The organism is Pseudosulfitobacter sp. DSM 107133 (assembly GCF_022788695.1).
Lineage (GTDB): Bacteria > Pseudomonadota > Alphaproteobacteria > Rhodobacterales > Rhodobacteraceae > Pseudosulfitobacter.
In genome coordinates this window covers 2,215,546-2,236,644 of the sequence record NZ_CP085154.1, presented here as the reverse complement: position 1 = coordinate 2,236,644, position 21,099 = coordinate 2,215,546, and the positions used below count along the sequence as shown (strand labels likewise).

Below are 21,099 nucleotides of genomic sequence, written 5' to 3'. Positions count from 1 at the left end.
CTGGCGCTGCGCGGTGGTCGGCTGTCCGTCAGGCGCTGCGCAAAGTGGCGGATTTGCGCAACTGGCTGGGTGTTTTGCCCGTCTGTGTCTGGATGTAGCGGGTGAAATAGGCCGCACTGCCAAAGCCAAGGTGGCGGGCGATATCCTGCATCGGCACGGTGGTGTCGACCAGGGCGCAGCGGGCCGCGTGCAGGATACGCTGGCCCAGCAACTCGGCAGCCGTGTGACCGGTTGCAGCCTTGCAGGCGCGGGCAAGATGGGTGCCGGTTACGCCCAGTTCTTCGGCATGTTCTGCGACGGACATGCCGTTGGCATGATGCCGCGCAACCCGCTCGCAGAACCGCGCAGACAGGCGCGCCGCACCATTCGGCTTCTTCGGCAGGTGGTCGTCCAGGGCCATCTGGCGTCGCAGCCAGACCGAGACCAGCGCCATATATCCGTCCAGTGCATCCTGTGTCAGGCTGCGCTGTGCCGCCGCCTCGCGTTGGGCTGCGTCCAGCAGTGCGGTCAGTTCGGAAATCGGGCCGGAGTCACGCAGGCGCAACTGGCGCGGGGTCTGGGGCAGGCGCACTTCGGTGCCCACGGGAATGGTGGCAATCAGTCCGATGCTTTGACGGCTGAGATCAAGCGCAAACAAATCGCCCGCGGGTACAAAGATTGCATTGTGCGCACCGACACCACGCCGGGTGCCGTGCAGCAGCAAACGACCCTGTCCGCGTGTGGTCCAGATCAGCAGGTGGTCAGGCACGTCGTGCGCCAGCGTCCAGCGCCAGTCATGTGCGCCCCCGGCAGGGGTGATTGTGCTGATGCGGATGGCGCCTAGGGTCATGGCCCTATCTATAGGGCATTGTTTTAAAATCGCAATAATATTGGCGTTCATCCCCAGATATACGGCAGAAATATGGCGGAAATGAAATCAGAACACGTCTGTCGATGGATCAACCCACTGCCAGCGGGCCATTTTCGAGCGTTGCCAGGTCCGCTGGCGCTTGGCGTATTGGCGCGTGGCAATCACCGCGGCGTCGCGGGCGGCCTCCAGCGTGATATCGCCGCGCGCATGGGCCATCAGTTCGGGCACGCCGATCGCGCGGCAACTGGGCAGGGCGGGGTCATAACGGGTGCCCATGGCGGCGATTTCGTCCAGCGCGCCGCCTGCCAGCATCATGTCGAACCGCCGGGCAATGCGCGCGTTCAGCCAGTCTGGCGGGCTGCTCAGCGCGATGCAGGTGGCGGCCCCGTCAGGCAGCAGCGGGGGCGGCGTGTCATCGTGCCAAGCGGCCAGACCCCGGCCCGTGGCCTGTTGCACCTCCCATGCGCGTTGCACCCGCGCGCGGTTGTTGGTGTCGATCCGCGCCGTGGTTTCGGGATCAAGCGCGGCCAACAGCTCGGGCAGGGGAATCGCATCGCCTGATGTGCGCACTGCGTCGGGTGTGGCGGGAATTTCGGCCAGCCCCTTGGTCAGCGCCGTGAAATACAGCCCCGTGCCGCCCACGATGATCGGCCGCTGTGGCCCCGACAGCAGCGGTGCGACCTCGCGCAGCCAGTGACCGGCGGAATAGCTCTGGTCAAAGGCCACATGCCCGTAAAGCAGATGTGGCGCACGGGCCAGATCGGCCGCATCGGGGCGTGCGGTGACCACTTGCCAGCAGTCGTATATCTGGCTGGCATCTGCATTCACGATCACACCACCCTGTGCCTCGGCAATGGCCAGCGCCAGTCCGGATTTGCCCGAAGCAGTCGGCCCCGCGATCAGCACGGGGCGGTCGGGATCGACAGCCGACAGATCAAGGGGGCCCAAAGCGTCCATTTCTTGCCGATACCTTCGTGCTGTGCATTGAACTGAGCGGGGTTTTAGGACAGTTTGCGCCCAAACAAAACTGCCCAAAACCCGGAGAATCCAATGAGCGACGCGATACAATCTGCCTCGGACGTCACTTTCAAACGTGTGATGCTGAAAATATCGGGCGAGGCGCTGATGGGGGATCAGGGCTTTGGCCTGCATCCGCCCACCGTTGAACGCATCGCCCGCGAGGTGCAGTCGGTGCACGAACTGGGCGTCGAGATATGTATGGTTATCGGCGGCGGCAACATCTTTCGCGGGCTGCAAGGGTCGGCGCAAGGGATGGAGCGGACCACGGCGGACTATATGGGGATGCTCGCCACGGTGATGAACGCGCTGGCCATGCAATCCGCCCTTGAGGGGCTGGGCATTCACACGCGGGTGATTTCCGCGATCACAATGAACGAAGTGGCTGAACCCTATATCCGCCGCCGCGCCGTGCGCCACCTTGAGAAAAAGCGGGTCTGCATCTTTGCTGCCGGAACGGGCAATCCCTATTTCACCACCGACACCGCCGCGACCCTGCGCGCCAACGAAATGTCCTGCGAGGCGATCTTCAAGGGCACCAAGGTTGATGGCGTTTATGACAAGGACCCTGTCAAACACGCCGATGCAAAACGCTATGACATCGTCAGCTATGACGACGTGCTGCAAAAGCGTCTGGGGGTAATGGATGCGTCAGCCATCGCCTTGGCACGCGACAACAACTTGCCGATCATCGTGTTTTCGCTGGACGAACCGGGAGGGTTCAAGGGCATTCTGGCCGGCAAGGGCACCTATACACGCGTTCAGGGCTAAGCCACCGCACGCACGTCCAAAGTGAAACCCTGCTGGCCTTTGGGCGGTGGGTTGATCTATACCCGCACCACGCCCGGGGAAGGGGCGCGCGACCAATAAGGGGAAAACCTCATGTCCGAAGACTTTATGCTGGATACCGACGATCTGACGCGGCGCATGGATGGCGCCATTTCAGCGTTGAAGACCGAATTTGCCTCTCTGCGCACCGGCCGCGGGTCGGCGTCGATGCTTGAACCCGTGATGGTCGAAGCCTATGGCCAGCGCACCCCGATCAACCAGGTCGGCACCGTCAACGTGCCCGAACCGCGTATGGTGACGATCAACGTGTGGGATAAATCCATGGTGAATGCCGTGGAAAAGGCCATTCGCGAAAGCGGTCTGGGCATCAACCCGCAGCTGAACGGCACCATCATCATGCTGCCGATCCCCGAGCTGAACGAAGAGCGCCGCCGCGAACTGTCCAAAGTCGCTGGTCAATACGCCGAACACGCCCGTGTCAGCATTCGCAACCTGCGCCGTGACGGCATGGACCAGATCAAGAAGGCCAAGGCCGACGGCCTGTCCGAAGACGACCAGAAAATCTGGGAAGGCGAAGTGCAGGATCTGACCAACACCTATATCAAGATGATCGACGACGCGCTTGAAAACAAGCAGGCAGAGATCATGCAGGTTTGATTGATTTGCCTTATACGTCAGGGCCTGTTGCTGCCCTGACGGCAGCCACGGACACGCATTGATGCCCAAGGAGCCTCGCCATCGCTGATTCCTCTCCACATGGACCACGTCACGTTGCCATCATTATGGACGGCAACGGGCGTTGGGCCACCCAGCGCGGTCGCCCGCGCTTGTTTGGCCATCGCGCCGGTGCCAAACGTGTCCGCGAGGTGGTGGAAAGCTGTCCTGACGTTGGGGTCGAATATCTGACGATCTTTGCCTTCTCGACCGAGAACTGGCGGCGCACGCAGGTGGAAGTGGCGGGGCTGATGAGCCTGTTTCGTATGTACATCAGCCGCGAAGCCCGCGCCCTGGACGAGTTCGGCGCACGGGTGCGGTTTATCGGCGATCGGGTGCGGCTGGATGCCAAGCTGGTCAAGCTGATGGACGAGCTGGAAGTGCTGACCGAGAACAACACCGCCGTGCACCTGACCATCGCGCTGAACTATGGCGGCCGCGACGAGGTGGCCCGCGCCACCCAGCGTCTGGCCCGCGATGTGGCCGCAGGCAAGCTGGACCCCGAAGACGTCGACGAAGAGACTCTGCCGAAATATCTCGACACCTGTGTGTTGCCCGATCCCGATCTGGTGATCCGCACATCGGGCGAGGCGCGGATTTCAAACTTTTTGCTGTGGCAGTCGGCCTATGCCGAGTATGAATTTATCGACACGCTGTGGCCGGACTTTACCAAAGAAGAGTTCGCCAGGCTGTGCGCGTCATACGGCGGGCGTGACCGGCGTTTCGGGGGGGTAAAGACATGAGCACGAGCGATACGAAATGGTCTGATCTGGCCGTGCGCATGGCCTCGGCTGCGGTGATGGTGGTTGTTGGTCTGGCGGGCGTGGCCATTGGCGGGCATCCCTTCAATGCGATGGTTGCCGTGATCTGCGGGCTGTGCGTGTGGGAACTGGTGCGTATGCTTGCGCCGCAAGCGCCAGCGCAGGCGCTGCAATTGGGGCTGTTGTCGGGGGCGGCGCTGCTGGTCTCGGCCTATCTGCCTGCGGGCTGGGCGCTGCCGATCCTGCTGGCGCCGATGATGGTGGGCTTTGGGCTGATGTCGCAGCACCGCACCATATTCATGTCTTACGCGGTCATGGTGCAGCTTGCGGGCTTTGGCATCATGTCGGTGCGTGGCGATCTGGGCTTTGGCTGGATGCTGTGGCTGGTTGTGGTTGTGGTTGTGACCGATGTGGGTGGCTATTTCGCAGGCCGTCTGATTGGCGGGCCGAAATTCTGGCCGCGTGTCAGCCCGAAGAAAACTTGGTCGGGCACCGCTGCAGGCTGGGTCGCGGCCGCAATCGTTGGCTGGATCACCATCGCTCTGACCGGCGCGACAAGCGGCTTGATTGGTATTTCCATCGCTCTTTCAATGGCCTCGCAAATGGGTGACATCGCGGAAAGCGCGATCAAACGGCACACGGGCGTCAAGGACAGCAGTACCCTGATCCCCGGACACGGCGGCGTTCTGGACCGGTTCGATGGGATGATGGGGGCCTCGGTGTTTCTGCTGATCGTGGGGCAGATCATCGGCTTTCCGCCCGGACTGGTCTGATCTGACATGACGCGCAGGCGGATCAGCATTCTGGGGGCCACAGGGTCTATCGGGCAGAACACCATTGATCTGATCAAACGGGATCTGGACGCCTACGAGGTGGTCGCGCTGACCGGCGCGGGCAATATCGCGCAACTGGCGGCAGACGCGCGCGCACTTGGCGCGCAGGTGGCCGTGACCGCAGATGAAAACCGTCTGGAGGATCTGCGTGCCGCCTTGAACGGGTCGGGGATTGTCGCCACGGCGGGGCAGACGGCCCTGTCCGAAGCGGCGGCATGGCCTGCCGACTGGGTGATGTCCGCGATTGTCGGGGCGGCGGGGCTGGCCCCCGGCATGGCAGCGCTGGAACAGGGTGCGACGCTTGCCTTGGCCAACAAGGAATCGCTGGTCTGCGCGGGGGCATTGATCCTTGAGACAGCGGCCAAGCACAATGCACGGCTGTTGCCGGTGGACAGCGAACATTCCGCCGTGTTTCAGGCGCTGGTCGGCGAGGATATGGCAGCCGTCGAACGGGTGGTTATCACCGCCTCGGGCGGGGCATTCCGTGACTGGCCGCTGGCCGATCTGCCCAATGCGACGCTGGCGCAGGCGTCGAGCCATCCCAATTGGGACATGGGCCAGCGGATTACAATTGATTCCGCATCCATGTTTAACAAGGCGTTGGAAGTTATTGAAACACGAGAGTATTTTGGTGTTTCGCCTGACAAGATCGAAGTGCTGGTGCATCCTGAATCGATGATTCACGCGCTGGTGGGTTTTCACGACGGGGCGCTGATGGCCCATGTCGGCCCGCCGGACATGCGCCATGCCATCGGCTATGCGCTGCATTGGCCCGAACGGCGTGCGCTGCCCGTGGAACGTCTGGATCTGGCCGCTATCGGCAGCCTGACCTTCCGTGCCCCCGACACCGCCCGCTGGCCCGCCTTGCGGCTGGCGCGCGAGGTGATGGCGCGCGGCGGGCTGGCGGGGGCGGTGTTCAATGCCGCCAAGGAAACCGCATTGGACGGGTTCATCGCAGGACAGCTGAATTTCACCGCCATGGCCGAGGTCGTCGAACAGGTTCTGACCCGGCTTGACGCAGCGGGCGGTCACATTGATGCCGCCATGACACTTGATAACGTCGCCGCCGCTGACCATGTGGCACGCAAGGCCGCGCGCGACATAATTGAAAAAAGAGCAGGGTAGAGTTTTGGACATTATTGGATTGCTTCCACAGGCCGGTGGCCTGCTTTGGACCATCGTTGCCTTTGTCGTGGCGCTGAGCGTGATTGTGACGATCCATGAATACGGCCACTATATCGTCGGGCGCTGGTCGGGCATTCATGCCGATGTTTTCTCGCTGGGCTTTGGTCCGGTGATCTACAAACGCACCGACAGGCGTGGCACCCAGTGGCAGATCGCAGCGTTGCCTTTTGGCGGTTATGTGAAGTTTGCGGGCGATGCGAATGCGACTTCGGGCAAGGATGAGGACGCGATGCAAGAGGCTGCCACCGATGCGGCCGCGTTGCGGCGCACCATGCACGGCGCCCCGTTGTGGGCACGATCGGCGACCGTTGCGGCCGGACCTGTGTTTAACTTTATCTTTTCGATTCTGGTCTTTAGCGCGATATTCTTAAGTTCAGGCGTGCCGCGCGATACGCTGACCGTGGGCCAATTGCGTGCGCTGCCTGCGCCGGTGAACGAATTGCAATCGGGTGATACCATTGTGCAGATCGCAGGGCAAACGGTGCCCGGGCTTAAGGATGAGGCCTATGTCCGTTTTCTCGAGGACCTTCCCAAGGCCGAAGTGCTGGATTACCGCGTAGCGCGTGACGGGGCCGAACAGGATGTGCGCGGCCCGTATATTTTCCCGCCTCTGATCGTGGGGCTTAGCCCGCGCAGTGCGGCGGTCGCGGCGGATCTTGAGGTGGGCGATGTGATCGTCGGCGTCAACGGCACGCCCATCGTGGCCTTTGACCAGTTGAAAACTGTCGTCGAAAGCTCGGACGGGGCGCCTGTGGCGCTGAAGGTCTGGCGCGACGGTACGATTTTGGACAAGACCCTGAACGCCAAACGCGTGGACGAACCGCAGGCAGACGGTGGTTACGCGACCGAGTGGCGGATTGGCATTCAGGGCGGCATGGCCTTTGATCTGGCCACCAGGCCGCTGGGTGTCGGGCAGGCCGTGTCACGCGGAGCGACACAGACCTGGAATATTGTGGCTGGTTCGTTGTCGGGGTTGGGTCACATCATTACCGGCGCCATCAGTACATGTAACCTGTCTGGCCCGATTGGCATTGCCCAGACCTCAAGCGTGATGGCCAGTCAGGGGGTCCAGTCCTTTGTGTGGTTTATTGCTGTGCTCAGCACGGCGGTGGGGCTGTTGAACCTGTTCCCGATCCCGGCCCTGGACGGCGGGCATCTGGTGTTTTATGCCTATGAGGCCGTGATGAAACGCCCGCCCAGTGATGGTGCCTTGCGCATTCTGATGGGGATCGGGGTGACATTGGTGTTGACGCTGATGGTTTTTGCCCTTGGGAACGACGTGTTTTGCCCTTGATATTTTGCGGGCGGGTCGATTGCCTTGTTTTTGCCATATTTTGACAAACTATCGCCGTAATGCTTGAATATGTCAGTTCCGATAAAAGGGGACATGTGTCATGCAAACACTTCAAAATGGTTACAAGGGCTTGAGCCTTTTGGTGCTTCTGAATGGCGATCGTGCGTTGTATCTGGTCACGATTGCAGCCGCTTTGTGGGTCGGGGCCTACTTCGCGGGGTGAATTCCGCGCCACTTCATTACAACCTGTAACAGCCCGCCCTTCAAGGCGGGCTTTGTCGTTTTGACAAGACGGGTCTTCTTGAGTACTCAGAAGACTAATGGGTGTCTAAAAGAATGGGTCAAAACCATGAGACTGGGGATTGAGGGCGGTGAAGCCAAGCGACAAGGTCGCGGGTACATCGCAGCAGGGTTTTTGCAAGCCTTCGGATTTTTAGCTGTTACTGCAACAGGTTATACATTTTACGCAACCGAGGCACAGGCGCAGACCTATCGTTTCGACCGCGTCGTGATTGAAGGCAATGCGCGGATCGGCCAGTCGGCCATCCTCAGCCAGGCCGGAATCGCACGCGGGCAAACGCTGTCTGCGGGGCAATTGAACGATGCCTATCAGCGGCTTCAGTCCAGCGGGCTGTTTGAAAGCGTTGCAATTGCGCCGCAGGGCAACACGCTACGCATTACCGTGGTCGAGCTGCCGACCATCAACCGCATCAGTTTCGAAGGAAACCGGCGGATCAAGGATGACGCATTGACCGCTCTGGTCAGCTCGTCCGAGCGCCGGGTGTTCAGTCCCGGCCTTGCCGAAAAAGACGCCGCTGCCATCTCCGAGGCCTATTCCAACGAGGGCCGTCTGGCCGCACGGGTCACACCCCGCGTAATCAAGCGTCGCGACAACCGTGTCGATCTGGTGTTTGAAATCTTTGAGGGCGATGTTGTCGAGGTCGAGCGCCTGAGCTTTGTGGGCAACCGCGTCTTTTCCGACCGCCGTTTGCGCCGCGTACTGGGCACCAAACAAGCGGGCCTTTTCCGGGCGTTGATCCGTGCCGACACCTTTGTGGCCGACCGCATCGAGTTCGACAAACAGATGCTGCGCGATTTCTACCTGTCGCGCGGCTATGTCGATTTTCGCGTAAACTCGGTCAACGCCGAGCTGACCAAAGAGCGCGACGGATATTTCCTGGTGTTCAACGTTCAGGAAGGCCAGCAGTTCAAGTTTGGTCAGGTGACCACGGTCAGCGAAATGCCGGGCGTGGATGCAGACGAATATCAGGCCGTGACAAAAATCCGTCCCGGCGTTGTCTATTCACCTGCGCTGGTCGAACAGGAAATCTCGCGCATGGAAGCGCTGGCAATCCGCAACACGGTTGATTTTATGCGGGTCGAACCGCGCATCACCCGCAACGACCGCGATCAGACGCTGGATGTCGAGTTTGTCATCAGCCGTGGCCCGCGCGTGTTTGTCGAACGGATCGACATCGAAGGCAACACGACCACGCTGGACCGCGTCTTGCGCCGCCAGTTCCCTGTCGCAGAGGGCGACCCGTTCAACCCGCGTGAGATCCGTGAAAGCGCGGAACGCATTCGTGCGCTGGACTATTTTGAAAACGCCGAAGTGAACGCCCGCGAGGGGTCCAGCCCCGAGCAGGTGATCGTTGACGTGGATGTGGTTGAAAAGCCAACAGGCTCGCTGAGCTTTGGCGGGACCTTTTCGTCTGATAACGGCTTTGGTTTGGCCGTGTCCTTTGTCGAACGCAACTTTGTGGGCCGGGGGCAGTCGCTGAAGCTGGACTTTTCGACCGCAGAAGAGGCCGAAACCTATGGTATTACCTTTGGCGAGCCTGCGTTGCTGGGCCGCGATCTGGCGTTCGGGTTCAAGCTGCAATACGGCACAACCAACAGCGACGCCAATTCGTTTGACACAGAACAGATCATCTTCCAGCCCAGCCTTGCCTTCCCGCTCAGCGAAAACGGCCGTTTGCAGGTGCGCTATACCGCAGAAGCCATTGATGTGCTTGCGCGCGATACGAACGAAAGCGGTGCGGTTATCACCGGTGACATTGCCGCAGGCGAACAGTTCCGGTCGTCAATCGGGTACACCTATTCCTATGACACCCGTCGCTCGGGTCTGGACCCGACGGCAGGCGTGCTGCTGGAGTTCGGTCAGGACTTTGCCGGTCTTGGTGGCGACAGTGAGTACATTCGCACCACAGCCAAGATTGTCGGCCAAAAGACGATCCTGAACGACGAGGTCACGCTGACCGCAACGCTGGAAGGCGGCGCGCTCAGCTGGCTGGGGGGCACCAACCGCAAGGTGGACCGCTTTGTTCTGGGTCCAAGCCTGATGCGCGGTTTTGAGGCGGGCGGCATTGGTCCGCGCGATCAAAGCAATGGCTTTGACAACTCTCTTGGCGGCAACCTGTATCTGACAGCCCGTTTCGAGGCGGAATTCCCACTGGGTCTGCCGGAAGAATACGGTATTCGCGGCGCGGTGTTCTATGACGTGGGCAACCTGTGGGATCTGAGCGACGTTAACCTTGCCGGCGGCACTGTTGTTGGCGAAAGCGGCTCCTTCCGTCACGTCCTCGGCTTTTCTATTCTGTGGGACACGCCGATTGGTCCGCTTCGGTTCAACTTTACCGACGCGATCAAGAAAGAAGCCTTTGACCGCGATCAAAGCTTCGATTTGACCCTTTCGACCACCTTCTGAGGATCGTGATGCGACGTTTAGCGCGCATCTTTTCGACCCTGCTGGCCGTTGTGCTGGCAGGGTCTTTTGCTGCCGCCCAAGAGCAGGCTGCCCCGACCCAACGCAGCGTCGTGCAAAGCCCGATCCTGACCGTTGACACGGACCGGCTGTATTCCCAAAGCGCTTTTGGCCTGCGTGTTGCCAAGGAAATCGACGAACGCGGCGCTGCTTTGGCTGCTGAAAACCGCAAAATCGAGGCAGAGCTGACGGAAGAAGAGCAGGATCTGACCGACAAACGCGCGACATTGACGCCCGAAGAGTTTCGGCCACTGGCAGATTCCTTCGACGAAAAGGTCCAAAGCACCCGCCGCGCCCAAGAAGCAAAAGGTCGCGAGTTGTCGCAGCAGCTGGAAAAAGAGCAGATCGCGTTCTTGAATGCGGCTGCACCCGTATTGGAGACGCTGATGCGTGATGCAGGGGCTGCTTTGATTCTGGAACGGCGCAGCGTCTTTCTAAGCACCAACGCGATTGACATCACCGACGAGGCCATTGCGCGGATCAACGCCGCACTGGGCGATGGAACCGACTAGCACGACAGCGCCGAAACCTTGCCCGGCTGCCAGCGGCTTGCTAGGCTAAGAGACTGAAACACCACAGAAAGAACAGCTTATGACAACCGAGCTTCTGACAGCCGACATCCACCTGATCCAGCGCATCCTGCCGCACCGCTATCCGTTTTTGCTGGTGGACAAGGTGGTGGACATCGACGGCTATCAGACCGCGCGCGGCATCAAGAACGTGACCATGAACGAGCCGCATTTTCAGGGGCATTTTCCGGGCAAACCGATCATGCCGGGCGTGACCATTGTCGAGGCGATGGCGCAGACGGCTGCCGTGATGGTGGGCACCGCGCTGAACATGGCCGACCGCGACATGCTGGTTTATTTCATGGCCATTGACGGCTGCAAGTTCCGTCGCATGGTCATCCCCGGTGACGTGCTTGAGCTGAAAATGCAAACCGTGCGTGGCAAGCCGGGCGGCAAGGTCTGGAAATTCTCGGGCGTGGCCGAAGTCGAGGGCGAGATGGCCTGCGAGGCGTCGTTCACCGCGATGATGGACCTGCCCAAGGATGTGGTGGCATGAGTGGCATCCACCCCTCTGCGGTCGTCGAAGACGGCGCACAGATCGACCCCAGCGCCACGGTTGGTCCGTTCTGCCTGATCGGGTCCGAGGTCGTGCTTGGTCCTGATGTCGAGCTGAAAAGCCATGTGGTCGTCACCGGGCGCACCACGGTGGGCGAAGGTACCGTGATCTTTTCCTTTGCCGTGATCGGTGAGATACCGCAGGATCTGAAATTCAAGGGCGAAACCTCGGCGCTCGAGATCGGCAAGCGCAACCGTATCCGCGAGCACGTCACAATGAACGGTGGCACCGAAGGTGGCGGCGGTGTGACCCGTGTGGGCGATGACGGGCTGTTCATGGCGGGCTGTCACATTGCGCATGACGCGCAGGTCGGCAACCGCGTGATCGTGGTCAACAACGCCGCCGTGGCAGGGCACTGTGTGCTTGAGGATGACGTGATCATCGGCGGCCTGTCAGGCATCCACCAGTTCGTCCGCATCGGGCAGGGCGCGATCATCGGGGCGGTCACCATGGTGACCAATGATGTGATTCCCTACGGTCTGGTCCAGGCCCCGCGCGGCGATCTGGACGGGCTGAACCTGGTCGGGCTGAAACGTCGTGGTGTGAAACGTGCCGACATCACAGCACTGCGCGCCGCGTTCCAGATGCTGGCTCAGGGCGAGGGCACGTTCCACGACCGCGCCGAGCGGTTGGGGGCCGAGACCGACAGCGATTATGTCAAACAGATCGTCGATTTCATTCTCGGTGACACCGACCGGTCTTTCCTGACACCAAAGTGAGTCTGCAATGCTGGCGTTGATCGTGGGAACGGGGCAGATGCCCAAAGTTGTGGCTGATGCGCAGCCACAGCTGCCGTTGGTTTGTATGCTTGCGGGCAATCCGCCTGACGGTCTGGTGCCTGATCTGACCTTTCGTCTGGAAACGCTTGGGTCGCTATTGGTCGACCTTGGCGCGCGCGGTGTGACCGATGTTTGCTTTGTCGGTGGCATTGCGCGGCCCGAACTGGACCCGGGCGCACTTGACGCCGAAACCGCGCCGCTGGTGCCGCTGTTCCAACAGGCGTTGGCGCAGGGCGATGACGGCGCGCTGCGCATTGTGTTGGATATTTTTGAAAAGACCGGCTTTGCCGTGCGCGGGGTCGAAGACCTGGTGCCCGCGCTGCTGGCCACTGCGGGCGTTTATGGTGACGCATGGCCCGACGCGCAGATGCGCCGCGATGCCGCGGCCGGCGCGGCCCACATTGCCCGCGAGGGTGCGCGCGACATCGGGCAGGCCTGTGTCGTGGCGAATGGCGTGGTGATCGGCATGGAGGATGCCGCAGGCACCGACGCGCTGATCGCGCGGATGGCAGGCAAGCCCAAAGACCGCGCCATCCTGTTTAAAGCTCCGAAGCCGGGGCAGGAACGGCGCATCGATCTGCCCACCATCGGCCCCGATACGATCACAGCCTGCGCCGCCGCAGGCTTTGTCGGCGTGGTTATTGACGCAGGTGATGTGCTGGTGCTGGAACGCGCGAAGTGCGCCGAACTGGCCGACCGGCATGGGCTGGTCCTGTGGGCGCGGACGGGCGAGTGATGCGGGTGTTCATCATCGCGGGCGAGCCGTCAGGTGACAAACTGGGCGGCGCGCTGATGGCGGGGCTGAAGGCGCTGGTGCCGGATGTCACCTTTGACGGCGTCGGCGGCGCCGAGATGCAGGCACAGGGTCTGGCCAGCCGCTTTGACATGTCCGAGCTCAGCATCATGGGGATCATGGAGGTGCTGCCCAAGTACCGCCACCTGAAACGCCGCATCGCCCAGACCGCACAGGCGGTTGTGGATACGGCACCGGATGTGATGATCACGATCGACAGCCCGGATTTCTGCCTGCGCGTCGCGCGGCTGGTCAAGGCGTCCAGCACCATTCGCACCGTGCATTACGTCGCCCCGACCGTCTGGGCATGGCGTCCCAAGCGCGCGGACCATATGGCCGAGGTCATCGACCACGTTCTGGCCCTGTTCCCGTTCGAGCCGCCCTATATGCAGGCCGCAGGCATGGACTGCGATTTCGTCGGTCACCCTGTGGTCTCCGAACCGCAGCCATCGCCGCAGGACGTGGCCCAGTTCCGCGTGCAATACGGGATGGAGACCGCCGACCCGCTGCTGCTGGTCTTGCCCGGATCGCGCAAGGGCGAGGTGTCGCGTCTGGCGCCGCGTCTGGGGGCCGCCTTGGCCCCCGTGCTGGCCGCGCATCCGGGCTTGCGCGTCGTTGTGCCCGCAGCGGCCCCCGTGGCCGAGATGGTGATCGCCGCTGTCGCAGACTGGCCGCTGGTGCCCAAGGTTCTGGATCCGCGCGGGCTGGATGTGGAAACGGCCGCCAATGCCAAACGGGTCGCTTTTGCGGCTGCCGATGCGGCGCTTGCGGCCTCTGGCACCGTGGCGCTGGAGCTTGCAGCGGCAGATACGCCGATGGTCAGCATCTATGACATGAACTGGCTCAGCCGCCGCATCGTGCAGCGGATGATGCAGATAGATACGACCAATTTGATCAATATCGTATCGGAAACCCGCACCGTGCCCGAGTTCATCGGCGCGCAATGCCGGTCTGACCTGATTGCCCAGGGCGTGCTGGATTTGCTGCAAGATCCCGAACCGCAGCGCGCCGCGATGCGCACCACGATGGACCTGCTGGGCCGGAAGAACGGCGAAGACCCAGGCCTGCGCGCCGCACAGGCCGTACTGGCGCGGCTTTAGCGGTCGGACGGCCCGCGATTATCCTTTGTGAATCCAGCCGCCGCCAAAGATGCGGCTGCTGTCGCGATCATAGAACACGCAGGCCTGTCCGGGGCTGACGCCCTCTTCGGGCAGGGTCAGCTCTACCGTCGCTTCGGTGGCGGAAATCGGACGCAGGATCGCGTCAGTGGGCGGACGTGTCGAGCGGACGCGCACGGCGATTTTCCAGGCGTCGCGCGACATCATCGGTTCATCGCCCAGCCAGTTGATCTCGCGCACCGGAACGGTGCGGGTGGCAAGCATTTCCTTGGGGCCGACGACAACGCGCGCGGTGTCTGCGTCCAGCTTGACCACATACAGCGGATCGGCCAGCCCGCCGATGCCCAGCCCCCGACGCTGACCGATGGTGTAATTGATCACCCCGTCATGGGTGCCCAGCACGGTGCCGTTCATATCGACAATCTCGCCCGGTGCCGCGGCTTCGGGGCGCAACTTGCGGATAACGCTGGCATAATCGCCGTTTGGCACGAAACAGATGTCCTGACTGTCCGGCTTGTCCGCCACGCTCAGCCCGTATTTCGCGGCCAAGGCGCGGGTCGCATCCTTGGACGGCAGGTGGCCCAGCGGAAAGCGCAGGTAATCCAGCTGCTGTGCTGTGGTCGAGAACAGGAAATAGCTTTGATCGCGCGCGGCATCCGTAGCGCAATGCAGCTCGGCCCCGCCGTCGCCCATCTTGCGCTGGATATAATGGCCGGTGGCCATGCAATCGGCCTCAAGGTCTTTGGCGGTTTCCAGCAGGTCCTTGAACTTGACCCGTTCGTTGCAGCGGATGCAGGGCACAGGCGTCGCGCCACCAAGGTAGCTGTCGGCAAATTCGTCGATCACCGCGTCTTTGAACACGTTTTCATAGTCCAGAACATAATGGGGAAAGCCCATTTCCTCAGCCACGCGGCGGGCATCGTGAATGTCCCGACCGGCACAGCACGCGCCCTTTTTCGCCAGCGCCGCGCCGTGGTCATACAACTGCAGGGTCACGCCGACCACATCATAGCCTTCTTCGGCCAGCTGGGCGGCCACGACCGAACTGTCGACGCCGCCGGACATGGCAACGACGACCCGTGTTTCTGCGGGCGGCTTGGCAAAACCCAGCGAATTCAGCGGGTGTGCAGTATCAAGTGGCATGACGAACTCCGAGGGTGTCAGGCGATATATAGGAAAATCCTAATTACTCTCAAGAGGCGGCTTCACCGAACCTTAAGACCGAAACGGGCAGTTGGACCTGTAAAGGCGCAACACGAGACAGTCATGTATCTGAAAAAAGTCGACGGTCCAAGGGCGGTCACATTGCTGGACGGGTCTGTAATGACGCAGGCCGATCTGCCCGACGCGGACACGCGACGCTGGGTGGCATCGCGCAAAGTGGCTGTGGTACGTGGTGTCTTGTACGGATTGATCGCCCAAAACGCTGCGCTAGAACGCTACGGAATCAGCGCCGAAGAATTCGAAGCATGGGTGCGCGCCGTCAGCCTACATGGTGAAGAGGCGCTAAAAGCAACTGCTTTGCAGCGGTTTAGGGGGATAGAATAGTAATATTTACAAGTTTATTATTAGCAACCTGAGGTTGCCTTCTGTAAACTCTTCGTCAGTAACGTGTGATTAACCTTTTTTATACAGTGTGTGGTCACTGCCTTATTCTTGACGTGATCCGGAGACTTATAATGCGTGTTCTGCTTGTTGAAGATGATCCGACGACCTCGAAAAGCATCGAACTGATGCTGACCCATGCAAATCTGAACGTCTATGCGACGGATCTGGGTGAAGAGGGGATCGATCTTGCCAAGCTATACGACTATGATTTGATCCTGCTTGACCTTGATTTGCCTGATATGAATGGACATGAAGTGCTGCGTCAGTTGCGTCTGGCACGGATTGAAACGCCGATTCTGATCCTGTCCGGGGCAGATGACACAGAGAACAAGATCAAGGGTTTCGGGTTCGGCGCAGACGATTATCTGACCAAACCGTTCCACCGCGAAGAGCTGGTCGCGCGTATTCATGCCATAATTCGCCGCTCGAAAGGGCATTCGCAGTCGGTTATCGAAACGGGCCTGATTTCGGTTAATCTGGATGCAAAAACCGTCAGCGTGGACAATAAGTCGGTGCATTTGACGGGCAAGGAATACCAGATGTTGGAACTTCTGAGTCTGCGCAAGGGCACAACGCTGACCAAAGAGATGTTCCTGAACCACCTGTATGGCGGCATGGATGAACCAGAACTGAAGATAATCGACGTTTTTATCTGCAAGCTGCGCAAAAAACTCAGCACCGCGACGGGCGGGCAGAATTATATCGAAACGGTTTGGGGGCGTGGCTATGTGCTGTGCGATCCGGAACCCAATGCATTGGGTGCAGACGACGGCCAAAGATTGGCAATCGGCGCCTGAACCAGCGGCCTGCGACTTTCGGGGAAAGACGCGGGATGTTTTCGACCACCACTCACGCTCACATTTCTGATCGGAATGAACTGGACCTGCCCGTGTCACGCTTCTATCTCTAGGGCGCGACATTACGAAAGGGCGGGTCTGTGTCTGACACCTCTAACATTGCCGACATGACCGAACCACAGGCGCGCGCCGAACTGGCGCGACTGGCCGATGTGCTGGGGGCTGCAAACCGCGCCTATCACACCGAAGATGCGCCGCAGATCAGCGACGCCGACTATGATGCGCTCAAGCGGCGTAACGCCGAAATTGAGGCCCGTTTTCCCGCATTGAAACGCGACGACAGCCCCACCGATCAGGTGGGGGCAGAACCTGCGGAAGGGTTTTCGAAACTGCGGCATGCTGTTTCGATGCTGTCACTGTCCAATGCGTTCGACGATGAAGACGTGATTGATTTCGATGGACGTGTACGCAAGTATCTGGGCCTGACGGCTGACGCCCCGGTGCGCTACACCGCAGAACCAAAGATTGACGGACTGTCGCTGTCATTGCGCTATGAGAACGGCGTGCTGGTATCGGCAGCCACCCGTGGTGACGGGCAGCTGGGCGAAAATGTGACCGCGAACGCGCTGACCATCGACGACATTCCCCGTACCATCAAAGATGCGCCAGACGTGTTGGAAGTGCGCGGCGAGGTCTACATGAGCCACGCAGATTTCGAAGCGCTGAACGCACGCCATCACGAACGCGGTGGCAAGACATTCGCCAACCCGCGCAACGCCGCCGCCGGATCGTTGCGCCAGCTGGATGCGTCGATCACCCGCGCGCGACCCTTGAAGTTTTTTGCCTATACCTGGGGCGAGATTTCCGAGCCTTTGGCCGAGACCCAGACAGCCGCGATCGAACGGTTGGCGCAAATGGGGTTCCAGACCAACCCGTTGACCCAAACCTTTGACGGCCCAACCGGCATGCTGACCCATTACGCCAAGATCGAACAGATGCGCAGCCAGCTTGGCTATGACATCGACGGCGTCGTTTACAAAGTTGACGATCTGGCCTTGCAAGCACGGTTGGGTTTCAGATCGACCACGCCCCGCTGGGCCATTGCCCATAAATTTCCCGCCGAACTGGCGTGGACACGACTGGAAGCCATCGACATTCAGGTGGGTCGTACCGGCGCGCTCAGCCCGGTCGCACGTCTGGCGCCGGTCACGGTGGGCGGCGTCGTAGTGTCGAACGCAACCCTGCATAACGAAGACTATATCATCGGCCGCGATTCCAAAGGCGGCGAGATTCGTGACGGCAAGGATATTCGCGTCGGCGACTGGGTGCAGGTTTACCGGGCGGGCGACGTGATCCCGAAAATCGCCGATGTGGATCTGGGCAAACGCCCCGATGACGCCGTTCCCTTTGACTTTCCCCAAATCTGCCCCCAGTGCCAAAGCGATGCAATCCGCGAGCCGGGGGATGCTGTGCGCCGCTGCTCGGGCGGATTGATCTGCCCTGCGCAGGCTGTTGAAAAGATGAAACATTTTGTATCGCGCAGCGCTTTTGACATTGACGGATTGGGCGCAAAGCAGGTCGAGCAATTCCATGCAGACGGCTGGATTGGCGAACCGGCGGATATTTTCACGTTGCGCGCACGCTATGGCTCTGGCCTGCAACAGCTGAAAAATCGGGAAGGTTGGGGGGAAAAATCGGCCGGCAATTTGTTCGATGCGATTGACGAGCGTCGTAAGATCCCGCTGGCACGGCTGATCTTCGGGCTGGGTATACGCCATGTGGGTGAGGCCGCGTCAAACCTGTTGGCGCTGCACTACGGCACATGGGTCGCCTTTGCCGCTGCCATGGACGCTGCCGCTGATCCCGAAAGCGAAGCCTGGGGGGATCTGATCGGTATCGACGGTGTGGGCGGTGTGATGGCAGGATCGCTGACAGCCGCTTTTGCGCAGGAGTCGGAACGCGCTGCAATCGATCGGCTGATTGCGCAATTGGACGTGCAGGCGGCGGAACGTCCCGACACTTCGGGCAGTCCGGTCGCGGGCAAGATCGTGGTCTTTACCGGCACGCTTGAGAAAATGACCCGCGCCGAGGCCAAGGCGCGGGCCGAAAGCCTGGGCGCGAAAGTATCGGGGTCGGTCAGTGCCAAGACCGACATTCTGGTCGCGGGGCCGGGGGCCGGATCAAAAGCCAAAAAGGCCGCGGAACTGGGCATTGAAACACTGGACGAAGACGGCTGGCTGGCGCTGATCGAGGGCGCATGAGCGGGCGCCCCGAACAGCTGTTTCCCCTGTTTGCCGAGACCCAGACGCTGGAGGGTGTCGGCCCGAAAACCGCTGACCTGATGGCGGCCACCGGCATCACCACCCCGCGCGATCTTCTGTTCACATTGCCGCATACAGGCATTGATCGCACCCCGCGCGCAACGCTGAAAAATGCGCCGCTGCCCGGCACCTATACGGTTGTTGTCACGGTGGGCCGTCATCATCCGCCGCGCAACAAGGGCGGGGCCTATCGCATCACGGTCGACGATGCCGAAACCGCTTTTCAGATCGTGTTCTTTCGCGGTCGCGCCGATTTTCTGTTGCGTCAACTGCCCGAAGGTGCGCGGCGCGTGGTGTCGGGCAAGGTCGAGCTGTTCGACGGCATGGCGCAGATGCTGCACCCCGATCACATTCTGCCCGAGGATGACGCAGGCGACATTCCCGCGTTCGAGCCGGTCTATCCGCTGACCGCCGGGGTCACGCAAAAGGTGATGTGGAAGGCGACGCGCGGGGCTTTGACCCGTGTGCCGCAGATGGCCGAATGGATTGATCCCGGCCAGTTGGCAAAAGCCGGCTGGCCCGATTTCGCACAGGCCGTGGCACAGGCCCATGCGCCGCAATCGCTGCGCGATATTGCGATCACTGCACCTGCGCGCGAGCGGTTGGCCTATGATGAACTGATGGCGCACCAAATCACGCTGGCGCTGGCGCGCGCCGCGGAACGTCGCAAACCGGGGCGGGCGAGCGTGGCCACGGGGGCATTGCAGCGCAAGGTCCTGGCGGCGCTGCCCTATCGTCCGACAGGTGCGCAAGAGCGCGCAATTGCCGAGATCACCGGTGATATGGCTCAGCCGCAGCGGATGAACCGGTTGTTGCAGGGCGATGTGGGCGCGGGCAAAACGCTGGTGGCTTTCATGGCGTTGCTGGTCGCGGTCGAGGCAGGCGGGCAGGGTGTGTTGATGGCGCCGACGGAAATCCTTGCGCGTCAACACCTTGAGGGGTTGCAACCGCTGGCCGAGGATGCAGGCGTTGTGCTGGAATTGCTGACAGGGCGGGACAAGGGCAGCGAGCGCAAGGCAAAGCTGGCCGCACTGGCCGACGGGCGTATTCGCATTCTGGTGGGCACTCATGCGGTGTTTCAAAAAGACGTCGAATTTCACGATCTGCGGCTGGCGATCATCGACGAACAGCACCGTTTCGGTGTGCGGCAACGTCTGGCCCTGGGGGCCAAGGGGACGCAGGCGGATGTGATGGTGATGACCGCAACACCGATCCCGCGGTCGCTGTCCCTGGCGCAATATGGCGATATGGACGTTTCGGTGCTGGATGAAAAACCGCCCGGGCGCAAACCGATCCGCACGGCGCTGGTCAGCACGGGACGCATGGACGAGGTGATAGACCGGCTGCGCGCGGCGATCGCCAAGGGGCAGCAATGTTACTGGGTCTGTCCACTGGTCGAGGAATCCGAACTGGTGGATCTGACGGCGGCAGGGGAACGGTTCAAACGGCTGCGCGCCGCATTGGGCGAGGGCGTGGTGGGTCTGGTACATGGCCAGATGCCACCGGTCGAAAAAGATGCGGCGATGGCGGCGTTTCAGGCGGGCGAAACATCGGTTCTGGTGGCGACGACGGTGATCGAGGTGGGGGTGAACGTGCCCAATGCCACGATTATGGTGATCGAGCGGGCCGAGATTTTCGGGCTGGCCCAGCTGCACCAGCTGCGCGGGCGTGTCGGGCGGGGCACTGCGGCGTCGACCTGTTTGCTGATGTATCAGCCGCCGCTCAGCGACAGCGGCCAAAAGCGTCTGGAGGTGCTGCGCGAAACCGAGGACGGGTTCGTGATTGCCGAGACCGATTTGCAGATGCGTGGGGCCGGTGATGTGATTGGCACGGCACAATCCGGTCTGCCCCGGTTCGCAGTTGCCGACCTTGAGCGGCAGGCGGGGCTGATGGCCATCGCCCAAAGTGATGCGCGCAAGCTGCTTGCAGATGATCCCAAGCTGGAAACCCCGCGCGGCAAGGCGGCGCGCCTGTTGCTGTGGCTGATGCGGCAGGACGAGGCCATTCGTTTGATTTCAGTGGGTTAAGTCAAATTTCCGTTCTGATGTTCCAATAAGTTCACAAATGTTCTCACTAAGTTCTTTACAGGGCGTTAAGAATATGAGAACAAAGGGGCAACAAAGAACGGGAGATGATACGATGACCACCATGCGAATGATCAAATCCATTGCCACCCGCGCCGAAAGCACATTGTTGCAAGATGCGGCAGGGGCTGCGGCCTTGATGGTGATGCTGGTTGTTGGATTGCACCTGCCTGCCTTTGTCTGATTTTCTGCCTGCGATTTCGTGCCGGCTGTCTGGCGTGTCCGTCCCAAATTGGCACGCATTAACGGGATTGCCTGTCCCAAGTT

The 21,099-nt window shown here is 61.0% G+C and carries 20 protein-coding genes; 17 read left to right on the top strand and 3 right to left on the bottom strand.

Going from position 1 to position 21,099, the window contains the following annotated elements; genetic code table 11:
* Positions 1 to 28: 28 nt before the first annotated feature.
* Together DSM107133_RS10995 and miaA are read right to left on the bottom strand one after the other, a co-directional pair.
* Positions 29 to 829, bottom strand: coding sequence for an AraC family transcriptional regulator (locus DSM107133_RS10995; RefSeq protein ID WP_114295506.1), 801 nt, complete (start codon positions 827 to 829; stop codon positions 29 to 31).
* Positions 830 to 916: 87 nt separating this feature from the next.
* Positions 917 to 1,807, bottom strand: a complete 891-nt coding sequence (miaA, locus tag DSM107133_RS10990) for a tRNA (adenosine(37)-N6)-dimethylallyltransferase MiaA (protein WP_114295505.1) — start codon at positions 1,805 to 1,807, stop codon at positions 917 to 919.
* Between the two features lie 93 nt (positions 1,808 to 1,900).
* Here miaA and pyrH point away from each other — a divergent pair, with 93 nt between their 5' ends.
* The 12 genes from pyrH (at position 1,901) to lpxB (ending at position 14,004) form a co-directional block, all read left to right on the top strand.
* Entirely contained in the window at positions 1,901 to 2,638 is a 738-nt protein-coding gene (gene pyrH, locus DSM107133_RS10985) for a UMP kinase (protein WP_114295504.1), read from the top strand.
* Between the two features lie 111 nt (positions 2,639 to 2,749).
* Complete coding sequence (frr, locus tag DSM107133_RS10980) at positions 2,750 to 3,313, top strand: ribosome recycling factor (protein WP_114295503.1); 564 nt, start codon at positions 2,750 to 2,752, stop codon at positions 3,311 to 3,313.
* A 125-nt stretch (positions 3,314 to 3,438) separates the two neighbouring features.
* Complete coding sequence (uppS, locus tag DSM107133_RS10975; RefSeq protein ID WP_114295502.1) at positions 3,439 to 4,113, top strand: polyprenyl diphosphate synthase; 675 nt, start codon at positions 3,439 to 3,441, stop codon at positions 4,111 to 4,113.
* Positions 4,110 to 4,904 carry a phosphatidate cytidylyltransferase gene (locus DSM107133_RS10970; RefSeq protein WP_114295501.1) on the top strand — a complete coding sequence of 265 codons (795 nt, stop codon included), beginning with the start codon at positions 4,110 to 4,112 and terminating at the stop codon, positions 4,902 to 4,904. The genes uppS and DSM107133_RS10970 overlap by 4 nt, the downstream gene beginning before the upstream one ends.
* 6 nt (positions 4,905 to 4,910) lie before the next feature.
* On the top strand, positions 4,911 to 6,089 hold the full coding sequence (dxr, locus tag DSM107133_RS10965; RefSeq protein WP_114295500.1) for a 1-deoxy-D-xylulose-5-phosphate reductoisomerase: 1,179 nt from the start codon (positions 4,911 to 4,913) through the stop codon (positions 6,087 to 6,089).
* Positions 6,090 to 6,093: 4 nt separating this feature from the next.
* Positions 6,094 to 7,443 (top strand): RIP metalloprotease RseP, encoded by a 1,350-nt coding sequence (gene rseP / locus DSM107133_RS10960; RefSeq protein WP_114295499.1) that lies wholly within the window; start codon positions 6,094 to 6,096, stop codon positions 7,441 to 7,443.
* Between the two features lie 349 nt (positions 7,444 to 7,792).
* Positions 7,793 to 10,150: an outer membrane protein assembly factor BamA gene (gene bamA / locus DSM107133_RS10955; RefSeq protein WP_114295498.1), complete on the top strand. Its 2,358-nt coding sequence runs from the start codon at positions 7,793 to 7,795 to the stop codon at positions 10,148 to 10,150.
* 8 nt (positions 10,151 to 10,158) lie between these two features.
* On the top strand, positions 10,159 to 10,719 hold the full coding sequence (locus DSM107133_RS10950) for an OmpH family outer membrane protein (protein ID WP_114295497.1): 561 nt from the start codon (positions 10,159 to 10,161) through the stop codon (positions 10,717 to 10,719).
* A gap of 79 nt (positions 10,720 to 10,798) precedes the next feature.
* Positions 10,799 to 11,272 carry a 3-hydroxyacyl-ACP dehydratase FabZ gene (gene fabZ / locus DSM107133_RS10945; protein WP_114295496.1) on the top strand — a complete coding sequence of 158 codons (474 nt, stop codon included), beginning with the start codon at positions 10,799 to 10,801 and terminating at the stop codon, positions 11,270 to 11,272.
* Positions 11,269 to 12,051: an acyl-ACP--UDP-N-acetylglucosamine O-acyltransferase gene (gene lpxA, locus DSM107133_RS10940; protein WP_114295495.1), complete on the top strand. Its 783-nt coding sequence runs from the start codon at positions 11,269 to 11,271 to the stop codon at positions 12,049 to 12,051. The genes fabZ and lpxA overlap by 4 nt, the downstream gene beginning before the upstream one ends.
* Before the next feature lie 7 nt (positions 12,052 to 12,058).
* Positions 12,059 to 12,847, top strand: a complete 789-nt coding sequence (gene lpxI, locus DSM107133_RS10935) for a UDP-2,3-diacylglucosamine diphosphatase LpxI (RefSeq protein ID WP_114295494.1) — start codon at positions 12,059 to 12,061, stop codon at positions 12,845 to 12,847.
* Positions 12,847 to 14,004, top strand: coding sequence for a lipid-A-disaccharide synthase (lpxB, locus tag DSM107133_RS10930; protein ID WP_114295493.1), 1,158 nt, complete (start codon positions 12,847 to 12,849; stop codon positions 14,002 to 14,004). The genes lpxI and lpxB overlap by 1 nt, the downstream gene beginning before the upstream one ends.
* Positions 14,005 to 14,022: 18 nt before the next feature.
* On the opposite strand, the gene mnmA is transcribed toward lpxB, so the two are convergent.
* Complete coding sequence (gene mnmA / locus DSM107133_RS10925; RefSeq protein WP_114295492.1) at positions 14,023 to 15,165, bottom strand: tRNA 2-thiouridine(34) synthase MnmA; 1,143 nt, start codon at positions 15,163 to 15,165, stop codon at positions 14,023 to 14,025.
* Positions 15,166 to 15,288: 123 nt separating this feature from the next.
* Here mnmA and DSM107133_RS10920 point away from each other — a divergent pair, with 123 nt between their 5' ends.
* The 5 genes from DSM107133_RS10920 (at position 15,289) to DSM107133_RS25000 (ending at position 21,016) form a co-directional block, all read left to right on the top strand.
* Positions 15,289 to 15,570, top strand: a complete 282-nt coding sequence (locus DSM107133_RS10920; RefSeq protein ID WP_114295491.1) for a DUF1153 domain-containing protein — start codon at positions 15,289 to 15,291, stop codon at positions 15,568 to 15,570.
* Between the two features lie 131 nt (positions 15,571 to 15,701).
* Entirely contained in the window at positions 15,702 to 16,427 is a 726-nt protein-coding gene (locus DSM107133_RS10915) for a response regulator transcription factor CtrA (RefSeq protein ID WP_114295490.1), read from the top strand.
* 167 nt (positions 16,428 to 16,594) lie between these two features.
* A complete protein-coding gene (ligA, locus tag DSM107133_RS10910; RefSeq protein ID WP_205387922.1) occupies positions 16,595 to 18,688 on the top strand; it encodes an NAD-dependent DNA ligase LigA in 2,094 nt (697 codons plus the stop codon).
* Complete coding sequence (gene recG / locus DSM107133_RS10905; RefSeq protein WP_114295488.1) at positions 18,685 to 20,775, top strand: ATP-dependent DNA helicase RecG; 2,091 nt, start codon at positions 18,685 to 18,687, stop codon at positions 20,773 to 20,775. Before ligA ends, recG begins: the two co-directional genes overlap by 4 nt.
* A gap of 112 nt (positions 20,776 to 20,887) precedes the next feature.
* Positions 20,888 to 21,016 (top strand): hypothetical protein, encoded by a 129-nt coding sequence (locus DSM107133_RS25000; RefSeq protein WP_275890977.1) that lies wholly within the window; start codon positions 20,888 to 20,890, stop codon positions 21,014 to 21,016.
* The last annotated feature ends 83 nt before the right edge of the window (positions 21,017 to 21,099 follow it).